The organism is Dactylosporangium sp. NPDC051087, assembly GCF_055586325.1.
This window is the reverse complement of sequence record NZ_JBVJIJ010000031.1, coordinates 24,565-47,987: the sequence shown is the minus strand read 5'-3', so window position 1 is coordinate 47,987 and position 23,423 is coordinate 24,565. Positions and strand designations below refer to the sequence as shown.

Sequence of the window (23,423 nt, the reverse complement as noted above, 5' to 3'; positions counted from 1 at the left end):
CCGACGGGGACGCGATCCGGCCCGCAGACCGGGCGGCCCGGCCCCGTTCCCTCGCCCTCAGCCCTGGTGAGGGCGAGGGCCGGACCGGGACCGGGCTCGCAGCAGCTCGACGGCGATCGGCAGCACCGACAGCACGACGATGCCGATGAGGATGAACTCGATGTTGGACTTCACGAACGGGATCTGGCCGAGGAAGTAGCCCAGGACCGTGACGCCGGTGCCCCACAGTGTGCCGCCGATGATGTTGTACAGCACGAACGTGCGGTAGTGCATGCCGCTGGCGCCGGCGACGATCGGGGTGAACGTCCGCACGATCGGCACGAACCGCGCCAGCACGATCGACCGGGCGCCGTACTTGGCGAAGAACTCCTGTGCCTTGCGGAGGTTCTCCTGCTTGAACAGCCGCGAGTTCGGTCGCCGGAACAGTGCCGGGCCGACCCGCCGGCCGAACAGGTAGCCGAACTGGTCACCGGCGACGGCGGCGACGGACACCAGCAGGCACACCAGCCACAGCGGCTGGTGCAGGTACTTGCCGTCGGCGACGAGCAGCCCGGTGGTGAACAGCAGCGAGTCGCCGGGCAGGAAGAAGCCGATCAGCAGGCCCGACTCGGCGAAGACGATCGCCAGGATGCCGAGCATCCCGAAGGTGGAGATGAGCCACTCGGGGTCCAGGAACTTCACGTCGACTTCCTCACGAGGGTAGGCAGTGGTGCGTACGCGACAACGGCGACCGCGATGAGCAGGGCCACGCCCCGGCCCCGGTGCAGGAACGCCGCGACAGCGAGGGCGATCGCGAACGCCGCGGTGGCGTGGTCGGGCGGTTCACCTGGGACACCTCCATGCGTGGCCAAGGTAAAGACCCGAACCTGAGAATCCGTTGAACGGCGGCCGGACGCCGGCTGCCGGGTCACCTGCCGCCGTCGAGGCGCTGCCGCTGCTGCCGCACGTCGGCGAGGAGCCGGTCGGCGACCGCGTGACAGCGGCCAGGTCGCCTCCGCTCCACAGCTGCTGTTCGATGCGGTGGTAGCCGGTCCACTCGACGCCGGGGTCGAGGTCGCCGTCTCGGGCGTCGATGCCGGGGTCGAGGCCGCCGAAGGTCTCCGCGACGGTGTCGGTGGCCGTGACCGCGATCGCCTCGTCGGACGGTGCGGCGGGTGCCGACCCGCCGCCGCAGCCGCTGGGGGTGAGGCCCAGCGCGAGGACGGTGCCCGCCGCGACGAACGCGTTGGCGCGCACCTGCGCTGCGGGCCGTGGGGTGGGCGCGGGCCGGAAGAACAGCCCGAGCATGATCACCGCGAATGCCAGCCACGCGGTGATCTCCAGCACGCTTGCCCGCGGTGTCAGGTTGACGGTGCCGGTGAGCAGGGTGGCGTACCACGACGTCGGGTCGATCGTGGCGCTCAGGTCGAACGCGTCCTGGCCGCCGCCCGGCAGCACGCCGGCGCCCTGCAGGCCGTGCACGCCGTACTTGAGGATGCCCGCCGCGACCAGGATGAGCAGCGCGCCGGTCCAGGTGAAGAACCGGCCGAGGTTGATCCGCACGGTGGCGGTGGTGATCGCCCAGCCGAGCCCGACCGCGGAGGCGATGCCGGCCAGCATGCCGAGCAGCGGCGCGGCGGAGTCGGCGGCGCCCTCGGCGGCGGCGAAGACCAGCAGCACCATCTCCACGCCCTCGCGGAGCACGGCGAAGAACGCCATGGTCACGACCGCCCAGCCGCCCATCGACAGTGCGGTCTCCAGCCGGCCGGTGAGCTCGCCCTTCAGAGTGCGGGCGGTGCGCCGCATCCAGAAGATCATCCACGTGACGAGCGCCACCGCGACGAGCGACGTCACGGCCTCGAACAGCTCCATCCGGGTGCCGCTGCCGAGCCACCCGGCAACAGTGGTGAGCAGCACCCCGACGGCAGCGGAGACCAGCACGGCGGCGCCGACCCCGGCCCACACCTCGCGGAGCCGGTTGCGGCGTGCCGAGCGGTTCAGGAACGCCACGAGGATACTGATCACCAGCGCGGCCTCGAGCCCGTCCCGCAGACCGATGAGGTAGCTGGCGAAGAAGACCGTTCCCACGAAACGCTCCAAGCGTAGGGTTCCTAACCCAGCCAATCTCCTACAGATTGTAGGAGCGCGTCAAGCTGGAGCGCACGGCGTGGACGGATATCGTGTGATGGTGACGGACATGACCGGACGGCGGGCATCGGGCTCCCTGGAGTCGCAGACGATGGCAGCGCTGTGGGCGGCAGACGGGCCGCTGTCGCCTGCCCAGGTGAAGGACGTCGTGGATGCCGGGCTGGCGTACAACACCATGCAGACGATCCTGATCCGGCTGTTCGAGAAAGGCCTGGTACAGCGCCGCACGGAGGGGCGCAGCCACGTCTACTGGCCCGTCCAGGACGCCGCCACTGCCGCGGCCCGGCAGATGCGGGCGGCCCTGGACGGCCCCGGCGACCGGCAGGCGGTGCTGCGCCGCTTCACCGACGACCTCGCCGAGTCCGACCTCGCCACGCTCCGCGACCTGCTGGACCGGTCGCCGTGAGCTTCCTGGTGTACCTGCCGCTGCTGCTGCCCGCGCTCCTCACCCTGACACTCAAGGCGCTCCCGCCGGCCGCCCGGCCGGAGCCGGCCGCACGGCTGTACGCGGCCTGCGCGGCGGTGATCGCAGCAGTCGGCTCGGGCTGCCTGCTGCTGCTCGCCCTGACGGCCCTCGACGACCTGCCGGCCGCCGACGTCCGCGAACGCACCGCCGGGTACCCACTGCCGGAGCCGGTACCCGGCATCGTCGCGGTCGCCGCCGGGGTGCTGCTCGCCGCCGGGGTGTGGCGCGGACTGACCCACCTGCGCCGGCAACGGCACACCGCCGCTGCCCTGCACGCGGCCGGCACACCCCACGACGGCCTCCTGGTCGCGGACTGGGATGAGCCGCACGCGATCGCGGTACCAGCGACGAGCCCGCACCGCAGCGGGCACGTGCTGGTCACCTCCGGCCTGCTGCGTCTCCTCGACGGGACGGAATGGGCCGCCGTCGCCGCACACGAACGCGCCCACCTGCACCACCGTCACCACCGCACGATGGCGCTCGCCGCCATGGCCGCCGCAGTCAACCCCCTGCTGCGCCCGGTCACTGATGCGGTCGCGCTGCTGGTCGAGCGCAGCGCCGACGAGGACGCCGCCGCAGTGGTCGGCGACCGCCGCCTGGTCGCCCGGTCGATCGCCAAGGTCGCCGTCGCCGGCGGCCCGCGCACGGCGGGCACGCTCGACGCCGGTGGCTCCAACGTAGTGCGCCGGGTCACCGCCCTGACCCGCCCTCGCGGCGGACGGCCCTGGGCGGCGATGACCCTGGCCGCACTCGTCGTGCTCGGCTCCGCCGCAGCAGGTAGCGCCGCCCTCGCCGACTTCATCCGCGTCGCGCTGATCTGGCTGCCCTGACCCCCGACGCCAGGCAGGTCGTCGTCATTCCTGCAGACCAATTCCGCTCCGACCGGCCGCCGACGATGCCTGGTGATCAGGGAGTCTGGCTGGGGCTGACGCTCGGCGCAGTGCTGGACGGCGGGACCGTGGACAGCGACGGGATTGTCATCGCGGTCGGCCCCTTGTCCGGCTGCTGATGCTGCTGGCCGCCGTCCCCGTCGGCCTCGTCGCCCTGGCCTTCGTGACCTTCCCGGTCGCCCTGCTCGCCCCGCCGGTCGCCGTCGCCCTTCTCCCCACCGTCGCCGCCTTCGCCGCCGTGGTGCTCCCCGACGATCGCGGCACCGGCGACGGCGCCGGCAAGGGTGCACGGGACCACCGCCAGGACCAGGGTTGCCGCAACGGCAACGACGGCCGCCCGCCCCGGTGTGGCGACCATGCCCCGCCACCTGGAACGACTCGGCGCGGGAACGGGATCAGCGGTCGTGTCGGTGGCGGTGCCGGATGCGCTCGACGCGGGCCACACCGGTGGCTTCGCCGCGGTTGCGTGCCCCGTCGGCTCCGTCCCGTCCGAGGGGGTCACAGGATCGTGTTCAGCACTCATGCCGCTGAAGGTAGGCAGCCGAACCTGAAGATACGTTGAACGCCGGAACACCTACACGCTGTAGGTGTATCTTCAGTGGGGTTTCAGGCAGCGCTGCCTACGGTCCGGCCATGGTGAGCATCCCGGGCGTGACGACACGCCACGAGCGCACAGCGGCGATGGCGCTGGCCGGCTGGTTCGCGGCCTGGTTCGTGATCATGGCGTGGAACGGCGGTGGCTCATGGCACTTCTTCGTGCAGGGGGCACAGGCCCTGGCGGACACCGACGATGCGATCCGCGGCGGGCTGCACACCTATGCGGCGGCGCCCATCCTGCAGATCGGGCCGGTCGCGCTGCTCGCCTCCCTGGCCGCCATGCCTGCCGGCGCGGTCGGCGCGCTGGCCATCTGGCAGGTGCTGGGCGCGACGGCCGGCGTGGTGGTGCTGTGGCAGATCCGCCAGATCGGCGCGACGACCCGGCCCGATCTGCTGCGCGACGGGCGGCTCGACCGGCGGGTCGCCGCCGCGTCCGTGTTCTTCGTCCCCGTCTGGCTGTTCCTGGCCGTCGGCGTCACCCACCTCGACGACGTCCTCGCGCTGCTGTTCACGGTCCTGGCGCTGCGGGCCGCGGTCTCCGGCCGGCCGGTGCTCACCGGTGCGCTGCTCGGCCTGGCCGTCGACGCCAAGCCATGGGCACTGCCGTTCGGCTGCCTCCTGCTCCTGCTCAGCACCCCCGGTGCGACCGGCGGCGCAGGGTGGCGGGCAGTACACCGCGGCGCGCGACGGCGGGCGGTGCTGTCCGGTGCGGCGACGATGGCGGCCGTCATCGCCGCGGCCTGGCTGCCGTTCTTCCTCGCCGATCCGGCCACCAGCAACGCCCTGCACTTCACCATCGCCAACACCGAACTGTCGGCACTGCGTGTCCTGGGCGTCCACGACCCTCGTACCCCGCCGTGGGACCGGCCCGCACAGGCGGCGCTCGGCACCGTGCTGGCGCTGCTGGCGTGGCGTCGCGGCCGGTGGGCGGCGATGGTGCTGGTTGCCGTCGGCGCCCGCGTCGTGCTGGACCCGGGCACCAACAAGTACTACGTCGCCGGGGTAGTGGTCGGCGCCGCGCTCTGGGACGTCCTGGGATCCCGCGCCGAACTGCCGTGGTGGACCGCGACCGCCTGCCTCGGGCTGTTCACCGCCCGCTGGGTGCCGATGCCCGACGCCGCACACGGCTGGCTGACGCTGCTCTACGTCCTGGCGTGCTCGGCGCTGCTGCTCACCCCGATGAAGACCACCGTTTTTCAGCGACCGTTCAGGTCCAGGATGTGAGGCTACGGAAATGAAGATCGCCCGCCGCATGGCAAACAAGGTGCCCGAGGTCACCGTCTACTTCTGGATCATCAAGGTCCTGGCCACCACGGTGGGCGAGACCGCAGCCGACCTGCTCAACATGAACCTCGGGCTGGGTCTGACGTGGACCACGGTCGTCGTGACGGCCCTGACCGCGGGAGCACTGACCCTGCAGCTGCGGTCCAGCCGGTACGTGCCGTGGCGGTACTGGCTGGTCGTCATCCTGATCAGCGTCGTTGGCACCCTCGTCACCGACAACCTGGTCGACAACTTCGGCGTCCCGCTCGAGGTCACGACCGCGGTCTTCGCCGTCGCGCTCGCCGCCACGTTCGCACTCTGGTACCGCAGCGAACGGACCCTCTCGATCCACACCATCACCACGACCCGGCGGGAGACCTTCTACTGGGTGGCGATCCTGCTCACGTTCGCGCTCGGCACCGCCGCCGGCGACCTGCTCGCCGAGCGGATCAACCTCGGCTACCTGCCGTCCGCGGGCATCTTCGCCGCGTTGATCGCCGTCATCGCGATCGCGTTCCGGGCCGGGATACTGGGTGCGGTGTCCGCCTTCTGGGCCGCCTATGTGCTGACCCGCCCGCTCGGCGCGTCGCTCGGCGACTGGTTGTCGCAGCCCCGCGACAACGGCGGCCTCGGACTCGGCACGGTCGGGCCGAGCGTGGTGTTCCTGCTCGCCTCGGCCGCGCTGGTCGTCCACCTGACCCGCACCCGGGTCGACGTGTCCGAGGACCGGACCGAGACGACGGCGCCGATCAACGCGCACACCTACCGGTAGGAGGAGCGGATGCGGCTGCTGCTGGTCGAGGACGAGGTCGGTCTGGCCGAGACGATCCGGGACGGGCTGCGCACGGAGGGTTTCACCACCGACCTGATGCACAACGGCGTGGACGGCTTGTGGGCTGCGACGGAGACGCCCAACGGCGCCTACGACGCGATCATGCTCGACATCATGATGCCCGGCCTCAGCGGATACGAGGTGTGCCGGCAGCTACGGCAGCGCGACGTGTGGACGCCCGTGCTCATGCTGACCGCGAAGGACGGCGACTACGACGAGGCCGACGGGCTCGATCTCGGCGCCGACGACTACCTCACCAAACCCTTCTCGTTCGTGGTGCTGGTCGCCCGCCTGCGTGCGCTGATCCGGCGCGGCGCACCGCAACGGCCGGTCGTGCTGAGCGCCGGCGACCTGACCCTCGACCCGGCCCGGCGGCGCATCACCCGCGGCGACGACGAGATCGCGGTCACGCCGCGGGAGTTCGCGCTGCTGGAGTTCCTCATGCGCAACGCAGGTGTCGTGGTCACCAAGACCGCCATCATCGAGAACGTCTGGGACGCCAACTTCGACGGCGACCCGAACATCGTCGAGGTCTACGTCGGCTACATCCGCAAGAAGATCGACCATCCGTACGGGAGGTCCGCGATCCGCACCGTCCGCGGCGCCGGGTACCGCATGGACCCGGACGGCGGCTGATGCGACGGATCATCGTGGCCTGCGCCGTCGCGCTGGGCCTGCTCACGACCCTTGTCGCCGTCCGGTGGGGGCCGTTGATCAGCTTCGACACCGCGCTCAGTGAAGCCGCCCGCCGGTTCGCACAGCAGCACCGCGGCTGGCGCTCGGCGATGTCGGTGGTGACCCACAGCGCCGACACCCAGGTGCTGCTCCCGGTCACGCTCGCCCTGGCTCTGGCACTGCTATGGCGCCGGTGGCGCACCGGCCTGCTCTTCCTGCTCGGCACCGCGGTCACCGCTACCGCAATCCGGCTCACGATCCTGACGCTGGTGCACCGCCCACGGCCCGTCGACCGGCTCACCCCGACCAGCGGCTGGGCGTTCCCGTCCGGGCACACCACATCCTCCGCGGTCGCGGCGGGCATCCTCGTCGTCCTGGGCTGGACGGTGCTGACCGGCCGACGGTCCCGGCGCACGCTCGTCGCCGTCGCCGGCGGCTGGGCGGTGCTCGTCGGGATCAGCCGGGTCGCTCTGCTCGCGCACTGGCCCACCGACGTGCTCGGCGGCTGGCTCCTCGCCGCCGGTGTCACAGTGGCCTCCGCCACGCTGCTGCGGGTTCAGCGATCTTTCAGCACCGCACAGCCAGCATCTCCTCAACGTGACGGCGGCCGGTCGCAACGGCCCGAGACGAGCCAACCACGGAGCACCGAGCACAGCAGACACAACGGCGCATCGTGGTCATCTCCGCCGGCTTCGGCGCCGGGCCCGACGGCGCCGCCGCCGAACTGACCCGGCGGCTGCGCACCGGACGGCACCAGGTCGACCGGCACGACTTCGTCGACCTGATGCCACGCAGGGCCGGGCAAATGCCGCGCGGCCTGTACCGGCGGCAGCTCACCACCCTCCCCCGGACCTGGGGCTGGCTCCTCACGCCGGCCGGATCACACCGCCTGGCGGGCACCGCCTCGCGAGACGGACGGCGTGCGCTTCGGCACCTCGCTGAACGCGGGCTCGGCGGTGACGTTCGCCGGCTCGGCCGCGTGAGCCTCAACATTCCCAGCCTCTCACCCCCGGGAGCTGGACATCCTGCGACTCATCGCCCGAGGGCTGAGCAACCTGGAGCTGGCGCGGCAGCTACAAATCAGCGAAACCACCGTGAAGACCCACGTCACCCGGGTCTTCTCCAAACTCGGCATCCGCGACCGCGCCCAGGCAACCATCGTCGCCTACGAAACCGGCCTGATCACCCCCGGCGGCGGCCAAGGCACGTAGACGATGCGATTCCAGCGGGCCGGGCGACGTCTGCCGCTCAGTTGCCGCCCGCCCGCCGCCGCGCTTCGTGGCGTGGCGGCGGGCGGGCGGGGTGCTATGCGCTGGTGCAGGTCAGCGTCGGTGTTGTCGCGGTCCCGGTGCCGAGCAGCCCGAAGGTGGTGGACGCCCCGGCGGCCACGGCGCCGTTGTAGCTCTCGTTGACGACGGTGGCGCTCGACCCGCTCGTGGTCAGCTTGCCGTTCCACACCTGCGAGACGCTCTGACCGTTGGCGAGCGACCACTTCACCGTCCACCCGGTGATCGCCGAGCTGCCCGCCTTGACCGTCACCTCGCCCTGGAAGCCGCCCTCCCAACTGTTGGTCGTGCTGTAGACGGCCGTGCATCCCTTGCCGGCGGACGGTGTCGGTGACGGCGACGCGGTGGCGGACCTCGTCGCCGATGGGGAGGTCGTGGCGGTGGCGCCGATGGGGTTCCAGCCGTCGGTGCCGGCCAGGTACTTCTGCGGTGTGTAGTTCGCGGCCTGGGAGTCGCTCAGCTGCGGGCGGTTGCTGTTCGTGCCCGCGCCCGCGCCCGTGTTCTTGTACTCCAGGAACCGGGCGTTCTTCCAGGTGTTCTCCGACATGTCCGTCCACGGCTGGGACGTCCTGATCGTCGCGCTGAGGTTGGATTCGCGGTAGAGGACCTGCGCGGCCGGGCCCCACGGGCGGCCCAGGGTCGTCACGTTGCCGGCGGCACCCGTGATGGTCGACTTGTAGAACATGATGCCGTAGGTCAGCGACGTATCGGTGTTGGCCGCGGTGATCGGGCCTCCGGATGAGCGCTTCTCGTAGATGGTCGAGTTGTGGAAGACCGCGGAGGCGCCGCCGAAGATGAAGTCGACCGTGCCTTCGACGTACGAGTTGACGAAGTAGTGCCGGTAGTTGTTCACCAGCAGCGTGTCCTGGTTGCCGAGGAACCTGACGTTGTCGAACACCGCGCGGTCGCCGTTGACGTTGACGGCGACGGCTTGGCTGCCTTCGCCGTAGTCGTTGGACATCGTCAGGTTCTTGGCGCCGAAGTCCTTGGCCTTGACGAACACGGTGGCGCTGTTGGATGTGCCGTATCCGCCGGCGTTGCTGTGGTTGTTGACGATGACCGTCTGACTCGCTGAGGAGCCCAGCCCTTCGAGGGTGACGTAGGGCTTGTTGACGGTCACGATCTCGCGGTAGGTGCCGGCCTTGATGGTGATCACCTTGCGGCTGCTGTTGCTCGAGGGTACGGCGTCGACGGCGGCCTGGATCGTGGTGTAGGTCCCGGTGCCGTCCTTGGCGACCGTAGGCGTCGCCGCCTCCGACGGCGTGACCGTCAGCGCGACCACGACGCCGGAGGCGGCCAGCGTGAGGCCGGCGGTCAGGAGCTTTGTGCTGCTCTTCAGGAGCCTGGACACGGGCGGTCCTTTCTCGATGTGCGCGTTGCCGGGAACCGGCCCGCCGCCGCGCTTCGTGGCGTGGCGGCGGGCGGGCAGGGTGCTATGCGCTGGTGCAGGTCAGCGTCGGTGTTGTCGCGGTCCCGGTGGCGAGCAGCCCGAAGGTGGTGGACGCCCCGGCGGCCACGGCGCCGTTGTAGCTCTCGTTGACGACGGTGGCGCTGGATCCACTGACGGTCAGCTTGCCGTTCCAGACCTGCGAGACGGTCTGACCGTTGGCGAGCGACCATTTCACCGTCCACCCGGTGATCGGCGAGCTGCCCGCCTTGACGGTCACCTCGCCCTGGAAGCCGCCCTCCCACCTGTTGGTCGTGCTGTAGGTGGCCGAGCAGCCCTTGCCACCGACCGGCGGCGAGCTCGACGCGGACGCGGACGGCGATGCAGACGAGGACGGCGACGGGGACGTGGGTGTGGTGACCTTCCCGCCGTTGGCGGCGTAGTCGAGGTACTCCTCGATGTTCGTGTAGCCGTCCTGGTCGGCGTCGCCGTTGTGGTCGTCGCTGTTCGGGTTCAGCCCGTTCGCGGACTCCCACGTGTTCGGCATGCCGTCCTTGTCGGTGTCCCAGCCGCTGGGGGCGTTCACCTGCGAGGCGTTCCAGAGGCCGTTCCACTCGGTGGAGTTGGCCTCGTTGACGATGCCGCCGCTGGTGCTCTTCGTCTCGCTGACGACCCGGGTGTCGACCGCGTCGCGGGCCCACCAGAACGCGCCGGCGTTGCTCAGCACCTTCGGCAGCGCCGCGGAGGCCGGCTCGGTGGTGACGTTCGGGACGTTGAAGCGGCTGCTCTTGTGGGTCGGGATCTGGTCGTACTCGTCCCAGGTGGCGGCCCTGCCGTTGGTCAGGTTGGCGTCCCCGTCGTAGTCCACGACGTTGCCCGACTGGTATGCGGCCGTGCCGTTGGCGCCGACGTACACCTCGGGGTTGCCGGTCGTCTGCCGCAGGTAGGTGTTTCCGACGAAGTTGGCGTTGGCCAGCTGGTCACCGCCGCTGTACCCCTTGCCCTCGAAGACGATGTTGTTGCTCCACTCGACGTAGTTCACCGCACCGGTCTCGTTGCCGAGCCGGGGCAGGCGGCTGGTGTTGTGGGCGAACAGGTTGTGGTGGTAGGCGATGTTCGAGCCGGTCACGTCACTGCCGATGAGCGCGCCGTAGCTGTGGCCCTTGTAGTTCAGGCCGTCGGAGACGATCGAGTACTGCACCGTGATCTGGCCCGCGCCGTCGGAGGCACTGATGCCTTCGTCGTCGGCCCAGCTGACCGACGTGTGATCGACGATGATCTTGTCGCCGGTGAGCCACAGGCCGTCGTTGGTCGCCACCCCGGGATTGGCCTGGTCCTTGCCGGGGCGGAACTTCATGTGCCGGATGATGATGTTGTCGCCGGTGACCTTCGTGGCCTGACCCATGACCGTGATACCGGGCTTGGGAGCGGTCTGTCCGGCGAGCGTGATGTTGCTCTTCCCGATCGACAGCCAGCCCTGCCGCCCGGGCGGGGAGAGCTTGATGGTGCCGGCCACGTCGAACACGATCGTCCGGCCGCTGCCCGGGGCGTTGTTGATGCCGTAGCGCAGCGACCCCGGTTGCGGACTGGAGGCGTTGTCGCTGAGGTTGGTGACGTGGTAGACGTCGCCACCGCGGCCGCCGGTGGCGTACATGGCCGGGCCCTGTGCGCCGGGGAACGCGGCCACCGTGGCCGCGTTGGCCGTCTGGGTGGTGGTGACCAGTCCGGCGACGACCAGGCCGGCGGCCGTGGCACCGGCCAGGCCGAGGCGGACGGGCTTCGGCAGTGCTGACAAGGCGTTCACGAACCGCCTTGAGCGTGACGTTGTCATGCTGACCTTTCTGCTGTGCGTAGGTGGAGTGGGGATCTGTTTGGGCACGCCCGTAGCCGCGCCCGCTGGAGCAGCGGGCACGGTGCGGCGCAGGCGGTTCCTAGGTGCTCGAGCAGGTCAGCGTCGGTGTGCTCGCGGTCCCGGTGGCGAGCAGGCCGAAGGTGGTGGACGTACCGGCGGCCACGGCGCCGTTGTAGCTCTCGTTGACGACGGTGGCGCTCGACCCGCTCGTGGTCAGCTTGCCGTTCCACACCTGCGAGACGCTCTGACCGTTGGCGAGCGACCACTTCACCGTCCAACCGGTGATCGGCGAACTCCCCGCCTTGACCGCCACCTCACCCTGGAAGCCGCCCTCCCAACTGTTGACCGTGCTGTAGGTGGCCGTACAACCCTTGCCGGCGGACGGTGTCGGTGCGGCCGTCGCGGACCTGGACCTGGACGGGGACGGCGACGGGGTGGTGCTGCCGGCGAGCGTTGGGCCGGCGCACGACTGGACCAGAGACGGCACGGCGGAGGCGGGGTCGGCCGTGTAGCTGTAGGGCGGGTCGGTGAACGGTGTGACGCCACCGCCCGTGCCGCCGGCCCCGGTGTCCTTGGCGCCGGTGGTGTTGTCGTAGATGTTGCCGCGCGCCGTGATGTACGACGGCCGCACGTACATGAACTGGTGCGGGCTCTTCACGTTCTTGAAGTAGTTGTTCTCGACCAGGACCGAGGCCAGCGACCCGACGCCGATCGCGTAGAGGTTGCCTGCCGACGTGTAGTAGTCGTTGTAGACGTGGATGGTCGCCTTGCTGTCCGCGCCGATGAGGGTCTTGTTGCTGGCGATGTCCACGGCGTAGGAGCCGGTGGTGATGGTGCCGGAGATGCGCAGCACCCGCGGGGTCGCGTCGCCGCCGTACTTGACCAGGTCGGCCAGCGTGGTGATGGTCTGCGGCGGGGCGTTGCCGCCGCCGGTCGTGGTGCTCACGCCGGTGCCGGCCACGGTGGCCCAGCCGACGAGCTTGTCGTCGCAGGTGGCCGCCGAAGCGGGCGCTCCACCCAGTGCGGCCGGCCCGGCGATGACGACCGCCGTGGCCAGGGCGGCCAGCGCGAGCCCGGACACGGCCGCCGCGATCGTGCGGGGCTTCGAGCTGTACGTCTTCACGAATGCGTCTCCGTCTGGCGGGTGCCCTTACCGGCGCAGGCGGTGGCGACGACGGGAGGTGCCGGTCGTCGCCCGAGGTGGCCCTTCAACGTGGGGTCCTCCTTCGGGGCTTGCTGGTCGCCATCCGGGGTTGGCGGAATCCGATGGCGGTGGACGCCTTGTAGATGCACGCCGGGCACCGGTATTACGGCTTCGTGGAAGTTCGCCGGAGAATTCTCCGCTCGGGGCCGTGAGCAGCGCATTCGCGCCGAGGACGCCCGCAGGGACGTGAAAGCTGTGCCGGCATCCGTTCCACGGAAAGGCGCCGGCCCGGCACTGCGTCAACGGGCTGCGTCGCGCGGTACCGCCGGCGCCGGGCCGAGTCCGGTCACGGCGCGGACATCGACGCGCCCATGCCGTTGCCGGTGGACAGATAGTCCGTGGCCGGAAGGGCTCCGTCGGCGTTGCGGGGTCCTTGGGCGGCGGTGGCGTCGGTGGACCGGAACATCGACGCGGTCCAGGTGCCCTCGTCCCAGGTGTTGCGGCTGCTGTGGACGCCCGCGCCCATGGCCGCCGGGTCGTTGTTGCCGACAGCGACGTTGGAGCGCAACGTCGCGGGACTCGCCGGCATGCCGAAGCCGGTGGCGCCGTTCTTGTACGCGGTGTTGTTCGACAGGCGCAGCTCGGCCGGGTTACCGCCGTCGGCGAAGCCGTTGTGGACGTTGCCCCATGCGGCGTTGTGCCGCACGCTGTGACCGGCCGCGACCGGCGGGCTGCCGCCGCCCAACGTGAAGCCGTTGCCGTTGCTCCGCCACCCGGTCACGCCCCAGCGGTTGACGCCGTTGCCGAACGCCCAGTTGTGCTGGATGTCGATCGGGCTGGCGAAGTCGCCGAAGTCGAAGCCGTCGTCTGCGTTGTTGTAGGAACGGCAGCCGCGCACGACGTTGCCTTCGCCAGAGCCGAGCCTGATGGCCAGGCCGACGCCGGACCCGCCCTGGTCGGCCGGATCGTGGTTGTTGAAGAAGTCGCTGTCGAGCACCTGGTTGCCGGCCGTGCCCTCGCCGCGCAGGGCCAGCCCGGCGTCGACGTTGTCGTGCAGGGACAGGCGCCTGAAGATGTTCTGCTTGCACGACAGGCACACGTAGGCGCTGCCGGTGGAGTTCTTGACCTCGAGGCCCTGCACGGTCCAGTAGCTGCCGCGCTGGGTGATCGCCGATCGGCCGGCCGGGATGTCGCGCGCGTCGATCACCGGCTTCTCGTCGCGGTACGCGCTGAGCGTGATGCGATGCGTCTCGTCGCCGCTGGTGTCGAGCGCGATGGGCGCGGCCGGCGTGTACGTGCCGCCGCGCAGCACGATCGTCTGGCCGGGCCTGACCACCGACGCCGCCTTGGTGATCGTCGCGAACGGGCGCGCGGCGCTGCCGTCCGCGGTGTCGTCGCCGCCCGGTGCGACGAAGTACTCGGCGACCGGCGGCCCGGGCTGGGCCGCGGACGACGCGGAGCCCGCCGCGGCCGGCGGGCCGGACACGACCGGGCCCCCGGTGGCCGACGGAGCGGCGGTCCCGGCCGGGCGGTCCGCGCCGGACATCGGTGTCTCGTACACCGCGAACGCCAGACCACCGCCGCCGACCACCACGGCTGCGGCCACCGCGGCGGCCTTCGTCTGCCACAGCTGGGCGAACATCCCGGTCGACGCCGTCTTCAACCCGGCCGCCTTGATGCCGTCGAGGGCGAACAGCGGCAACGGCAGCGCCGCGAAGCCCGGCAGCAGCTTCTCCGGCGCCAGCAGGTCAGCGGAGAGCCCGGAGCAGCGCCGACAGCCGCGCACGTGCCGGGTGAGCCGCTTGCGCCAGAGCGCGTCGGTCCCGCCGTCCCAGGACATGAGCGCCTTCGCCAGTTCCGGACAGCGCGGTGTGGCGTGCAGGGACCGGACGAGATTGCGGGCGGCGGTGAGCTGCGCCCGCATCCGTTGGATTCGCACGGCGGCGTGCATCGCGTTCAGCCCGACGGCCGCGGCGAGCTCGGCCCGGGTCAGCTCGCCGGTCACCTCCTGCCACCACAGGGCGAGCAGGTGCCGGTCGGCGTCGTCGAGCCATCGCGTCGCCTCGGCGAGCTCCTTGCGCTGGTCGGTGAGCATGAACTCGGTGAGGCTGAGATCCTCGACGTCGCCGCCCCGGGCGGGGAGGTCGTCCGGCAGCTCCCGGGCGCGCGGGTGCTGCCGGGTCTCGCCGCGACGGTGCATCTGGATCTGCCGGTACGCGATCGCCACGATCCAGGATCGGAACCGTGCGGGCTCGCGCAGCGCGGGCAGGCCGCGCACGACCTGGATCATGGTCTCCTGGACCAGGTCGTCGACGTCGGCATGCCCGTTCAGGGCCCGACCGATGATGTTGTAGACCAGCGGCAGGTGCGCCTCGATGATCGCGTCGAGGGCCGACTCGTCACCATGCTGCGCGGCCCGCACGAGCGAGGTCGCGTCCTGCACCGGCACGGTCTCACTCTGCGTCACCGCTGTTCCCTTCCACCTGCAACCCCGGCGCCCCGCGGCAGGCAACCGCCCGGACGCTCCGGCCGAGGCGATGTTGGCACAACCCACCAGGCCTGTAAAGCGCCGGAAACATCGAGCAGGACAGATCAGAGATTTGTGTTATCCGCACTCACGGCCGGCATCTACTCAATGCAGCTTCTACACTCGTCACGCTGCGTCATCGGCACGAGCAGCGTTGAACATGGTGGTCTCCGCGCACTTCTCGGCCTATGGTGGGCGGATGTATCCGGCCGGCACCCAGACTCACGCCGGCGTCAGCATGCTGACGCCGGCCGTCGCCGACTGCCGCACGGAATGGCGCGCGCCGCAGCTCCGCGCTGCTGTCGTCCGCGTGGAGTTGCCCACCCCGCCGCAGGCCGGCCGTGGTCCTCCTGGTGGTCGTCATTCCGTTACGGGTAACGACCACCAGGGCGAAGCTTCCCAGCTTCGGCCCTTTTTTGTTGCAAAGAGAGTGGGCATGATGAACAGGGACACCCGCGTCGCGGCCGATCAACACTGGATCGAAGAGCTGCGGATGACGCTCGTCGAACAGTTCGAAACGCAGACCGCCAGGCTGACGCAGCTCACTGCGGACACCGGCGACCCTTCCGAGGCGCACACGCAGGCGGCGCTGCTGGCCAACGTCCGGCAGCAACTGGACCAGATCACCGGTGCGCTGGAGCGGATCGCGCAGGGCCGCCACGGCGACTGCGACAAGTGCGGCGGGCCGATTCCGCAGGAGCGTCTGCAGCTGCTGCCCCACGCCCGTTTCTGCATGCCCTGCCAGCGACGGCACAGCAGCTGACGGACCGCCGGGCCGCCGTGCGGTCAGCACCGCACGGCGGCCTGCCGGCGGCAGCCGGACGAGGATTTTCAGAAGACCTCGTCCAGGAAGGCCGTCAGTTCGCGCCAGCTGCGGGCGTCGGCCGCCGGGTGATGCGCGCCGCCCGGCAGGGTGAACCCGTGCTGGGCGCCGGAGTACGTGATGACCTGCCAGTCCAGGTCGGGGCGGGTGCGCAGCTCGTCCTGGAAGGCCGCCACCGCCTCGTCGGGCACCACCGGGTCGGCGCCGCCGGTGCAGATCAGCACCGCGCCGGTGATCGCGGCGACGTCGGCCGGCTCGTGGGCCACGAGGCGGGCGTGGAACGCGACCGTGCCGGCCAGCGGCGCCCCGGTGCGGGCGAGCTCCAGCGCCGCCGAGCCGCCGAAGCAGTACCCGATGACGACGATCCGGCTCGCGTCGACCGCCGGGTCGTTCGCCACGACGTCGTAGGCGGCGCGGACCCGGGCGCGCATCAGGGCGAGGTCGCCGTAGTACTTCCCGGCCTCCGCCGCAGCGCTCTGGTGGTCCTCGAAGCGCCGTCCGGTGCCGTAGAGGTCGGCGGCGAAGGCGTAGTAGCCGAGGCGGGCGAGCATCTGGGCACGGGCCTTGGGGTACTCCCGAAGCCCCGTCCAGTCGTGCACGATGATCACGGCGGGCTTCGGCCCGGCGACCGCGGCGTCATGGGCGCGGTAGCCCTCCATGGGCTGCCCGTCGTGGTCGTAGGCCACCGCCGCCTCGGCGATCTGCGCACCCGGGCGCTCGGCGACGGTGTCGATGAGCCGCCGGTGCTCGGCGGAGAAGTCGGTCATGGCCCCGACTCTACGAGGCCGACCAGCCCGTCCACCGGGCAACGTCGACCGCGATGACCAGCCCCCGGATCCGGTACTGCGGGTAGCGCGCCACCAGCCGCCCGAGCGCCCGGCGGCCCTCCTCCCCCGCCGGGTCCACCTCACGCGCGATGCCGTCGGCGCGGACCCACCACAGCGCGGACCAGTCCTCGTCGTAATGGTCGGCGAGCACGGCGGCGCGCGGCTCGGCGGCCAGGTTGGCCAGCCGCTGCAGGGCGGTGTGCCGCTTCGGCTTGGCGTCCACGCCGTGGTAGACGGTGTCACCCTCCAGCGCGAACACGATGGGCACGGCATGGGGCGAGCCGTCCGGGGCGACGGTGGCCAGCCGGGCCACCCGCGCCGCCCCGAAACGCTGCCGGCACTCGTCCGGCGTCACACTCCTTCACCGGCGAAGTCGGCGATGGCCCGCTCCCACTGCTCGAGGCCGCGCTCGACGATCGAGCGCGGGCCGGAGGGGATCCACCGGCTGGCGCGCTGGACGCCGGCCTCGTGGAGGCGCTGCAGTACCGCGGGATCGGCCGGCGCCGAGAGCACCTGCACGTCGATCCGGCGTTCGGCCCGGGCCCGCAGCTCGCCGATGCGCTCGATGACGCCCTCGCCGTAGTTGGGGAACCAGGCGTCGCCGAACGCCAGTACGCGGTCCAGCACGCCTGGGCCCATGCCACCGACGAGGATCGGCGGGTGGGGGCGCTGGGCCGGCTTCGGGAAGGACCAGATCCGTTGGAAGTCGACGTACTTGCCGTGGTACGACGCCTCCTCCTCGGCCCAGATCGCCTTCATCGCCTCGATGCGCTCGCGCAGCACGGCCATGCGCACCCGCGGGTCGGTGCCGTGGTTGCGCATCTCCTCGCGGTTCCACCCGGCGCCGACGCCGAACTCGAAGCGGCCGCCGGAGAGCTGGTCGAGCGAGGCGACCTCCTTGGCGGTGATGATCGGGTCACGCTCGATGACGAGGCAGATGCCGCTGCCGACGCGCAGCCGGCTGGTGGCCGCCGCGGCCGCGGTCAGCGCGACGAAGAGGTCGTAGGTGTGCCAGTACTTCCGCGGCAGTTCCTGCCCGTCCTGGTACGGCGTGTCCCGGCTGGCCGGGATGTGGGTGTGCTCGGCGAAGAACACGGCGGACTGGCCGCGCTCCTCGACCAGCCGCGCCAGGTCCCCCGGGGCCATGGCGTTGTGGGTGGGGAAATATCCGACTCCGAAGTCCATGGCCTCATCCCTACCCAGCCGGCGACGCTTCGACCGGCACGGTGTACCCCCGCGCGGCCGCGAACGGCCGGGTTTGTGCTCGACCCGACCGGGTAGTGCCGGCCTCGCCACGACCCTACCGATCAGCATCGTAGGACACCGGATGAAGGCGATTGCGGTAACCGATCAGGCCGCGGGAACGGCCGGGATGACGCTGGTGGAGCGGCCCGAGCCGGAGCCGGCGATCGGCGACGTCATCGTTCAGGTTCATGCGTCGGGATTCGTCCCGACTGAGATGGCGTGGCCCTCGACCTGGACCGATCGCCTCGACCGTGACCGGACACCGTCGATCCCTGGACACGAACTGGCCGGAGTGGTCACCGCTCTCGGCTTTGGCACGACGGGGCTGTCGGTGGGACAGCGGGTGTTCGGCCTCGCGGACTGGCATCGCGACGGCACCCTGGCGGAGTACGTGGCCGTCGAGGCACGCAACCTCGCGCCGCTGCCCGGCGACGTCGATTTCACGGTGGGCGCGAGCCTGCCGATCTCGGGCCTGACCGCGTGGCAGGGGCTGTTCCAGCACGGCCGTCTTCAGGCGGGGCAGAGCGTCCTCGCGCACGGCGCGGCCGGCGCGGTCGGGACCATGGTGACGCAACTCGCGCGTGAGGCCGGCGCGTACGTCATCGGTACGGGGCGCGCTGCCGACCGTCAGAAGGCGCTCGACTTCGGCGCGCAGGATTTCGTCGACCTCGACAACGACGCCTTGGCCGACGTCGGCGGCGTCGACCTGGTATTCGACGTCATCGGCGGAGACATCCAGCGGCGGTCCGCAGGCCTCATCCGGGCCGGAGGAACACTGGTGACCGTCGTAGGGCCGCCCGAGGCGCGGCCCGCCGGCGGCCTGGCGATCGACTTCGTCGTCGAGCCCGATCGCGCCCAGTTGGGTGAGATCGTCCAGCGCGTGCGTGACCTACGGTTGCGGACGAACATCGGCGACGTCGCGGCCCTCGACGATGCCGTCGCCGCCCTCAACCCGACTGAGCGACGCAAGGGCAAGACCATCATCCGCGTTCGTCCGTGAGGACTCGGGACGCGATCGCCGGCTCGACCCGCACGGCGGGCGACCGGCCGGCAGTCCGTCCGTCTGCGAGGTCCTCGTCGAGGAACTCCTCGACCAGCGGGACCAGCAGCCCGGCCCGGTGCGGCAGGGAGGTGTGGGTGGTGCCGGGCAGGATCGCGAGGCGGCAGCGCGGCATCGCGCGGACGTCGCCGGGGACACCGCCGCCGAGCAGGCGGAACATCCGCACGGCATGTTCCGGCCGGACGATGTCCGCGTCGCCGACCACGACCAGTGCGGGCACCCGCAGGGCGCGGATCTGCGCCGCCGTCCACCGCGGCGGATGCGCGTCCAGGACCGCCATCTTCGTGACGAGGCGATCCCAGCCCGCCGGGTCGGGCGCGGTACGCAGGTACTCCTCGTGCAGCTCGGAGCCGTGCAGGTGCTCGGGCCGCAGGTGCGCGGCGCCGTCGAGCAGCCCGGGGTGCAGGCCACCACGGTCGAAGACCGGCGAGGCGAGGACGAGGCGGCCGGCCCGCGCCGGGTGGTGGGTGCCGATCCGCAGGGCGACCGCGGCGCCCAGCCCCCAGCCCAGCAGGTCCGCCCGCGCCAGGCCGAGACGGTCCAGCAGCCGCACCACCTGCACCGCGAAGCCCTTGACGGTGTACGGCCCGGCGCAGTCGGGGCTGCGCCCGTGCCCCGGCAGCTCGACGGCGACGACCCGCCGCGTGCGGGCCAGCAACGGCAGCAGCGCGCCGAACGACGTATGGATGCCCGACAGCGCGGCCGGCACGAGGATCAGCGGCCGTCCCGGGCCGTCACCGTGCTCCTCGAAGTACATCTCCATACGGCGCAGTGTGCGGGCCTGCGCTTACGGTCGGCTTACCGCCGTAACATGATCTGTCGTGCGCTTCGGGATCCTCGGTCCGCTCGCCGTCACCACCGACGACGGCGAGCCGGTGGTCGTGCCGGGCGCCAAGGTGCGCATGCTGCTGGCCGATCTGCTGGCGCACCGCAACACGGTGGTCTCCGCCGACCGGCTCATCGAGGACCTGTGGGGCGACGACGCACCCGCGAACCCCGCCGGCGCGCTGCAGGTGCGGGTGTCACAGCTGCGGAAGGCGCTCAACGACGCCGAACCGGGCGCGCGTGACCTGATCGAGTCGCGGCCGCCGGGCTACCGGCTGCGGGCCGGCGACGTCGACGCCGACCGGTTCGCCGCGCTCGCCGACGCCGCCGACGTCGACCGGCTCGGCGCGGCGCTCGCGCTGTGGCGCGGCCAGGCGTACGCCGACGTCGCCGACCAGGAGTTCGCGCGCGCCGAGGCGACCCGGCTCACCGAGCAGCGCCTCCTCGTGCACGAGCGGCTCGCCGCGGCGCGGCTGGCCCGCGGCGAGCACGACCTGGTCGCCGCGGAGCTGGCCGAGCTCGTCGAGCTCCACCCGCTGCGGGAAGGGCTGCGCGTCCTGCACATGCGCGCCCTGTACGCCGCGGGACGGCAGGCCGACGCCCTCGACAGCTACGCCGGGCTGCGGGAACGGCTCGCCGACGAGCTGGGCCTGGATCCGGGGCCGGAACTGGCCGCCCTGTACCGGCGGATCCTCGAGCAGGATCCGGCCCTCACCGCACCGCCGAAGTCCGCGATCGTCCGCAACAGCCTGCCCGCCCAGCTGGACGAGTTGATCGGCCGGGCCGAGGCGCTCACGGAGCTGCGCACCCTGATCCCGGCGGTCCGGTTGCTCACCCTGGTCGGGCCGGGCGGGGTGGGCAAGACCCGGCTCGCCGCGGCGGTCGCCGCCGAACAGGTCCACCCGGACGGTGTGCACCTGGTGGAGCTGGCGCCGCTGCCGCCGGCGGACCCGCGGGTGGCGGAGCAGGTCCTCGGGGTGCTCGGCCTGCACGAGGCACCGGGCACCACCGGGTCCGCCACCGACCGGCTGGTGACGGCGCTGCGGCACCGCGAGATGCTGCTGGTGCTGGACAACTGCGAGCACGTGATCGCGGCGGCCGCCGCGCTGGTCGGGCGGCTGCTGCGCGACGCGCCCGGGGTGCGCGTGCTGGCCACCAGCCGGGAGCCGCTGCTGCTGACCGGCGAACAGGTCTGGGAGCTGGGCCCGCTCGCGCTGCCGGGCGACCCGGCCGACGTCGACGCGGTGCGGCGCTCGGCCGCGGCCCGGCTGTTCTCGGCGCGCGCGGCCGCGCAGCACCGCGGGTTCCGGCTCGACGAGCAGACCGCACCCGCGGTGGCGCAGCTGTGCCGCCGGCTGGACGGCCTGCCCCTGGCCCTCGAACTGGCCGCGACCCGGGTGCGCGCGCTCGGCGTCCAGGGCGTCGTGGACCGCCTGGACGACCGCTTCGAGCTGCTCACCACCCGGCAGCGGGACGTGCCGGAACGGCAGCGGACCCTCACCGCGGTGATCGCGTGGAGCTGGGACCTGCTGGACCCGCGGGACCGTGCGGTGCTGGCCCGGCTGTCGGTCTTCCGCGACGGCTGCACACCAGAGGCCGCCGAGCAGGTGTGCGACGCCGGCCTGGACGCCGTGGACCGGCTCGTGGAACGGTCGCTGGTGGTGGCCGAGCCGGGGCCACGGTACCGGCTGCTGGAGTCGATCGCGGAGTTCGGCGCCGCGCAGCTCACCGACGCCGCCGCGGTCCGCAGCCGGCACACCGGTTACTTCCGCACCCTCGCCGAGCACGCCGACCCGCTGTTGCGCGGCCCCGAGCAGCAGCGGTGGCTGGCGATCCTGGACGCCGAGCGGGCCAACCTGCAGGCCGCGCTCACGCACGGCGGCGGCTTGCGGATGGCGCTGGCGCTCACCTGGTACTGGGTGCTGCGGGGGCGGCTCAGCGAGGCCCGCACCGCCCTGGCGCTGACCGGCACGGCCGACGAGGAGCGCCTCGCCGCGCCCTGGCGGCTCGGGCTGGCGCTGCTGCAGGGCGAGCGGGTACCCGGGAACGTACGGGACGTGCTCGCCCTGGACCCGGCAGGACGGTCGGCCTGGTTCGTGGCGGACGCCGTGCTGGACCGCGGTGACCTGGCGCTCGCCGCGGAGCTGCTGCCGGAGCGGTACGACGACGCGTGGACCGAGGCGGCGGTGCTGGCGTCGCGGGCGATGCTCGCGCACGCCGCCGGTGACCTGTCCGCGCTGGAGGCGACCGCGACGCGCAGCGACGCGCTGTTCGCCGAACTCGGCGATCGGTGGGGGCGGCTGCGGGCCAGTGACTGGCTCGGCGGGCTGGCGGAGTTCCAAGGCCGGCCCGAACGGGCCGCCGCCCTGCACCGGGAAGGGCTGCGCTGGGCGACCGAGCTCTCGTTGTCGCCGCAGGTCGGCGCGAAACTGTCGTGGCTGGCCTGGCTGGCGGTGCAGGGCCGGGACCACGAAACGGCGCGGGAGCTGGCCGAACGCGCCTACCGGCTGGCCGTGGAGCAGGGCGCGCCGACCGCGGTGGTGTTCGCCGAGATGGGCCTCGGCATCGCGGCCCGCCGCTCGGGCCGCCTCGACCAGGCCGTCACCCACCTGACCCGCATCGCCGACCAGGGCCGGTTCGAGCCGAACCCGCCGCCGTACCTGCCGATGATCCTGGTCGAGCTGGCCTACGCGCGGGAGTCGCAGGGCGACCCGGCGGCCGCCTGGGCGCTGCACATGGAGGCGTACGAGAGCGCCATCGGCTCCACCCGCGACGGTATCGGCGCTGCCGAGGGCATGGCCGCGGTGGCCGAGCCGGCCGTGGCGGCCCGGCTGCTGGGTGCCGCGGCCACCGCCCGCGAGCATAACTTCGCCCCGGTCTCCCCGGCCGAGCAGGACGAGCTCGACCGGGCGGCGCGACGGGCGGTCGCCGCGCTCGGCCAGGAACGCTTCGACGAGCTGGTGGCCGAGGGCGCCAAACTCAGCCTCGCTCAGGCGGTGGCCTTCGGCCGGTAGGTCGCGACGATGACCCCGTTGGTGAAGACCCGGGTGTCGATGAGTTCGAACGTGGCCTTGACATCGCTCAGCACGCTGGAGAAGCCGGCGGCGCCCACGATGACCGGGTGGATCCAGAACTTCACCTCGTCGACCAGGCCGGCCGCGACCAGCTGCGCGGTGACCGCGCCGTAGCCGTACTGCACGATGTTCCCGCCGTCCTGCTCCTTGAGCTTCGCGACCGCCTCGACCAGATCCCCTTCCAGCACCTCGGTGTTCCTCCAGGAGGGGTCCTTCAGCGTGGTCGACGCCACGTACTTCTTCACGTTGTTGAAGAACGCGGCGCCGGTGGCGGGATCGTTCTCGTCCATCGCCGGCCAGGCCTGCGAGAAGCCGTCGTAGGTGGCGCGGCCCATGAGCAGCGCGTCCGCGCCGCTGGTGACCTCGGTGGCCACCTCGGCCGCTTCCTCGGCGAAGTAGGGCGCCGTCCACATCGGGTTCTCGATGACGCCGTCGAGGGTGAGGTAGGTGGAGTTGATGAGCTTGCGCATCGGAGGTTCTCCCGGGTGGATCGTGGTGATCGCTGCTGACAGGGAGCACTCTG

General features: G+C 71.7%; 22 protein-coding genes. 10 read left to right on the top strand and 12 right to left on the bottom strand.

What is annotated here, in order from left to right; all coding sequences use genetic code 11:
- Positions 1 to 57 precede the first annotated feature (57 nt).
- Entirely contained in the window at positions 58 to 639 is a 582-nt protein-coding gene (locus ACZ6TV_RS43620) for a DedA family protein (RefSeq protein ID WP_465305561.1), read from the bottom strand.
- Positions 640 to 822: 183 nt separating this feature from the next.
- Positions 823 to 2,067 carry an iron uptake transporter permease EfeU gene (gene efeU / locus ACZ6TV_RS43615; protein WP_465305375.1) on the bottom strand — a complete coding sequence of 415 codons (1,245 nt, stop codon included), beginning with the start codon at positions 2,065 to 2,067 and terminating at the stop codon, positions 823 to 825.
- A gap of 109 nt (positions 2,068 to 2,176) precedes the next feature.
- On the opposite strand from efeU, the gene ACZ6TV_RS43610 reads away from it, so the two are divergent.
- Positions 2,177 to 2,533: a BlaI/MecI/CopY family transcriptional regulator gene (locus ACZ6TV_RS43610; RefSeq protein ID WP_465305373.1), complete on the top strand. Its 357-nt coding sequence runs from the start codon at positions 2,177 to 2,179 to the stop codon at positions 2,531 to 2,533.
- Positions 2,530 to 3,423, top strand: coding sequence for a M48 family metalloprotease (locus ACZ6TV_RS43605; protein ID WP_465305371.1), 894 nt, complete (start codon positions 2,530 to 2,532; stop codon positions 3,421 to 3,423). The genes ACZ6TV_RS43610 and ACZ6TV_RS43605 overlap by 4 nt, the downstream gene beginning before the upstream one ends.
- Positions 3,424 to 3,499: 76 nt before the next feature.
- Here the strand turns inward: ACZ6TV_RS43605 and ACZ6TV_RS43600 are convergent, their stop codons facing one another.
- Positions 3,500 to 3,841 carry a hypothetical protein gene (locus ACZ6TV_RS43600; protein WP_465305369.1) on the bottom strand — a complete coding sequence of 114 codons (342 nt, stop codon included), beginning with the start codon at positions 3,839 to 3,841 and terminating at the stop codon, positions 3,500 to 3,502.
- Between the two features lie 275 nt (positions 3,842 to 4,116).
- Between ACZ6TV_RS43600 and ACZ6TV_RS43595 the strand changes: the two genes are divergently transcribed.
- From ACZ6TV_RS43595 to ACZ6TV_RS43575, 5 genes are all read left to right on the top strand, one after another.
- Entirely contained in the window at positions 4,117 to 5,304 is a 1,188-nt protein-coding gene (locus tag ACZ6TV_RS43595) for a hypothetical protein (RefSeq protein WP_465305367.1), read from the top strand.
- 10 nt (positions 5,305 to 5,314) lie between these two features.
- Positions 5,315 to 6,115 (top strand): COG4705 family protein, encoded by an 801-nt coding sequence (locus tag ACZ6TV_RS43590; RefSeq protein WP_465305365.1) that lies wholly within the window; start codon positions 5,315 to 5,317, stop codon positions 6,113 to 6,115.
- Positions 6,116 to 6,124: 9 nt separating this feature from the next.
- Complete coding sequence (locus ACZ6TV_RS43585; RefSeq protein ID WP_465305363.1) at positions 6,125 to 6,811, top strand: response regulator transcription factor; 687 nt, start codon at positions 6,125 to 6,127, stop codon at positions 6,809 to 6,811.
- The gene (locus ACZ6TV_RS43580) at positions 6,811 to 7,578 is read left to right on the top strand and encodes a phosphatase PAP2 family protein (protein ID WP_465305361.1); all 768 of its coding nucleotides are present in this window, start codon (positions 6,811 to 6,813) and stop codon (positions 7,576 to 7,578) included. Before ACZ6TV_RS43585 ends, ACZ6TV_RS43580 begins: the two co-directional genes overlap by 1 nt.
- 288 nt (positions 7,579 to 7,866) lie before the next feature.
- Positions 7,867 to 8,061 (top strand): response regulator transcription factor, encoded by a 195-nt coding sequence (locus ACZ6TV_RS43575; RefSeq protein WP_465305559.1) that lies wholly within the window; start codon positions 7,867 to 7,869, stop codon positions 8,059 to 8,061.
- Between the two features lie 94 nt (positions 8,062 to 8,155).
- On the opposite strand, the gene ACZ6TV_RS43570 is transcribed toward ACZ6TV_RS43575, so the two are convergent.
- From ACZ6TV_RS43570 to ACZ6TV_RS43555, 4 genes are all read right to left on the bottom strand, one after another.
- A complete protein-coding gene (locus tag ACZ6TV_RS43570; RefSeq protein ID WP_465305359.1) occupies positions 8,156 to 9,487 on the bottom strand; it encodes a pectinesterase family protein in 1,332 nt (443 codons plus the stop codon).
- 82 nt (positions 9,488 to 9,569) lie between these two features.
- Positions 9,570 to 11,327, bottom strand: a complete 1,758-nt coding sequence (locus tag ACZ6TV_RS43565; RefSeq protein ID WP_465305357.1) for a cellulose binding domain-containing protein — start codon at positions 11,325 to 11,327, stop codon at positions 9,570 to 9,572.
- A 127-nt stretch (positions 11,328 to 11,454) separates the two neighbouring features.
- Entirely contained in the window at positions 11,455 to 12,498 is a 1,044-nt protein-coding gene (locus tag ACZ6TV_RS43560; protein ID WP_465305355.1) for a cellulose binding domain-containing protein, read from the bottom strand.
- Positions 12,499 to 12,865: 367 nt separating this feature from the next.
- Positions 12,866 to 14,986, bottom strand: a complete 2,121-nt coding sequence (locus ACZ6TV_RS43555; protein WP_465305353.1) for a sigma-70 family RNA polymerase sigma factor — start codon at positions 14,984 to 14,986, stop codon at positions 12,866 to 12,868.
- 220 nt (positions 14,987 to 15,206) lie between these two features.
- Here ACZ6TV_RS43555 and ACZ6TV_RS43550 point away from each other — a divergent pair, with 220 nt between their 5' ends.
- Positions 15,207 to 15,809, top strand: a complete 603-nt coding sequence (locus tag ACZ6TV_RS43550; protein WP_465305557.1) for a TraR/DksA family transcriptional regulator — start codon at positions 15,207 to 15,209, stop codon at positions 15,807 to 15,809.
- 68 nt (positions 15,810 to 15,877) lie between these two features.
- On the opposite strand, the gene ACZ6TV_RS43545 is transcribed toward ACZ6TV_RS43550, so the two are convergent.
- The 3 genes from ACZ6TV_RS43545 to ACZ6TV_RS43535 are packed head-to-tail and all read right to left on the bottom strand — an operon-like array spanning position 15,878 to position 17,881.
- Complete coding sequence (locus ACZ6TV_RS43545) at positions 15,878 to 16,636, bottom strand: dienelactone hydrolase family protein (protein ID WP_465305351.1); 759 nt, start codon at positions 16,634 to 16,636, stop codon at positions 15,878 to 15,880.
- 10 nt (positions 16,637 to 16,646) lie between these two features.
- Entirely contained in the window at positions 16,647 to 17,051 is a 405-nt protein-coding gene (locus tag ACZ6TV_RS43540; RefSeq protein WP_465305349.1) for a TIGR03668 family PPOX class F420-dependent oxidoreductase, read from the bottom strand.
- On the bottom strand, positions 17,048 to 17,881 hold the full coding sequence (locus ACZ6TV_RS43535; RefSeq protein WP_465305347.1) for an LLM class F420-dependent oxidoreductase: 834 nt from the start codon (positions 17,879 to 17,881) through the stop codon (positions 17,048 to 17,050). Before ACZ6TV_RS43535 ends, ACZ6TV_RS43540 begins: the two co-directional genes overlap by 4 nt.
- Before the next feature lie 142 nt (positions 17,882 to 18,023).
- Here ACZ6TV_RS43535 and ACZ6TV_RS43530 point away from each other — a divergent pair, with 142 nt between their 5' ends.
- Positions 18,024 to 18,941 carry an NADP-dependent oxidoreductase gene (locus ACZ6TV_RS43530; protein ID WP_465305345.1) on the top strand — a complete coding sequence of 306 codons (918 nt, stop codon included), beginning with the start codon at positions 18,024 to 18,026 and terminating at the stop codon, positions 18,939 to 18,941.
- Here the strand turns inward: ACZ6TV_RS43530 and ACZ6TV_RS43525 are convergent.
- A complete protein-coding gene (locus ACZ6TV_RS43525) occupies positions 18,922 to 19,764 on the bottom strand; it encodes an alpha/beta fold hydrolase (protein WP_465305343.1) in 843 nt (280 codons plus the stop codon). The genes ACZ6TV_RS43530 and ACZ6TV_RS43525 overlap by 20 nt on opposite strands.
- A 58-nt stretch (positions 19,765 to 19,822) precedes the next feature.
- On the opposite strand from ACZ6TV_RS43525, the gene ACZ6TV_RS43520 reads away from it, so the two are divergent.
- On the top strand, positions 19,823 to 22,840 hold the full coding sequence (locus ACZ6TV_RS43520) for an AfsR/SARP family transcriptional regulator (RefSeq protein WP_465305341.1): 3,018 nt from the start codon (positions 19,823 to 19,825) through the stop codon (positions 22,838 to 22,840).
- Here the strand turns inward: ACZ6TV_RS43520 and ACZ6TV_RS43515 are convergent.
- Complete coding sequence (locus tag ACZ6TV_RS43515) at positions 22,816 to 23,370, bottom strand: dihydrofolate reductase family protein (protein WP_465305339.1); 555 nt, start codon at positions 23,368 to 23,370, stop codon at positions 22,816 to 22,818. The two genes, ACZ6TV_RS43520 and ACZ6TV_RS43515, sit on opposite strands and share 25 nt — an antisense overlap.
- Positions 23,371 to 23,423 lie beyond the last annotated feature (53 nt).

Coding starts and splice junctions, on each gene's coding strand:
- ACZ6TV_RS43620 (WP_465305561.1), bottom strand. CDS start 639: ATGCTCGGCATCCTGGCGATCGTCTTCGCCGAGTCGGGCCTGCTGATC.
- ACZ6TV_RS43610 (WP_465305373.1), top strand. CDS start 2,177: ATGACCGGACGGCGGGCATCGGGCTCCCTGGAGTCGCAGACGATGGCA.
- ACZ6TV_RS43600 (WP_465305369.1), bottom strand. CDS start 3,841: ATGGTCGCCACACCGGGGCGGGCGGCCGTCGTTGCCGTTGCGGCAACC.
- ACZ6TV_RS43595 (WP_465305367.1), top strand. CDS start 4,117: ATGGTGAGCATCCCGGGCGTGACGACACGCCACGAGCGCACAGCGGCG.
- ACZ6TV_RS43590 (WP_465305365.1), top strand. CDS start 5,315: ATGAAGATCGCCCGCCGCATGGCAAACAAGGTGCCCGAGGTCACCGTC.
- ACZ6TV_RS43585 (WP_465305363.1), top strand. CDS start 6,125: ATGCGGCTGCTGCTGGTCGAGGACGAGGTCGGTCTGGCCGAGACGATC.
- ACZ6TV_RS43580 (WP_465305361.1), top strand. CDS start 6,811: ATGCGACGGATCATCGTGGCCTGCGCCGTCGCGCTGGGCCTGCTCACG.
- ACZ6TV_RS43550 (WP_465305557.1), top strand. CDS start 15,207: ATGGTGGTCTCCGCGCACTTCTCGGCCTATGGTGGGCGGATGTATCCG.
- ACZ6TV_RS43545 (WP_465305351.1), bottom strand. CDS start 16,636: ATGACCGACTTCTCCGCCGAGCACCGGCGGCTCATCGACACCGTCGCC.
- ACZ6TV_RS43535 (WP_465305347.1), bottom strand. CDS start 17,881: ATGGACTTCGGAGTCGGATATTTCCCCACCCACAACGCCATGGCCCCG.
- ACZ6TV_RS43530 (WP_465305345.1), top strand. CDS start 18,024: ATGAAGGCGATTGCGGTAACCGATCAGGCCGCGGGAACGGCCGGGATG.
- ACZ6TV_RS43525 (WP_465305343.1), bottom strand. CDS start 19,764: ATGGAGATGTACTTCGAGGAGCACGGTGACGGCCCGGGACGGCCGCTG.
- ACZ6TV_RS43515 (WP_465305339.1), bottom strand. CDS start 23,370: ATGCGCAAGCTCATCAACTCCACCTACCTCACCCTCGACGGCGTCATC.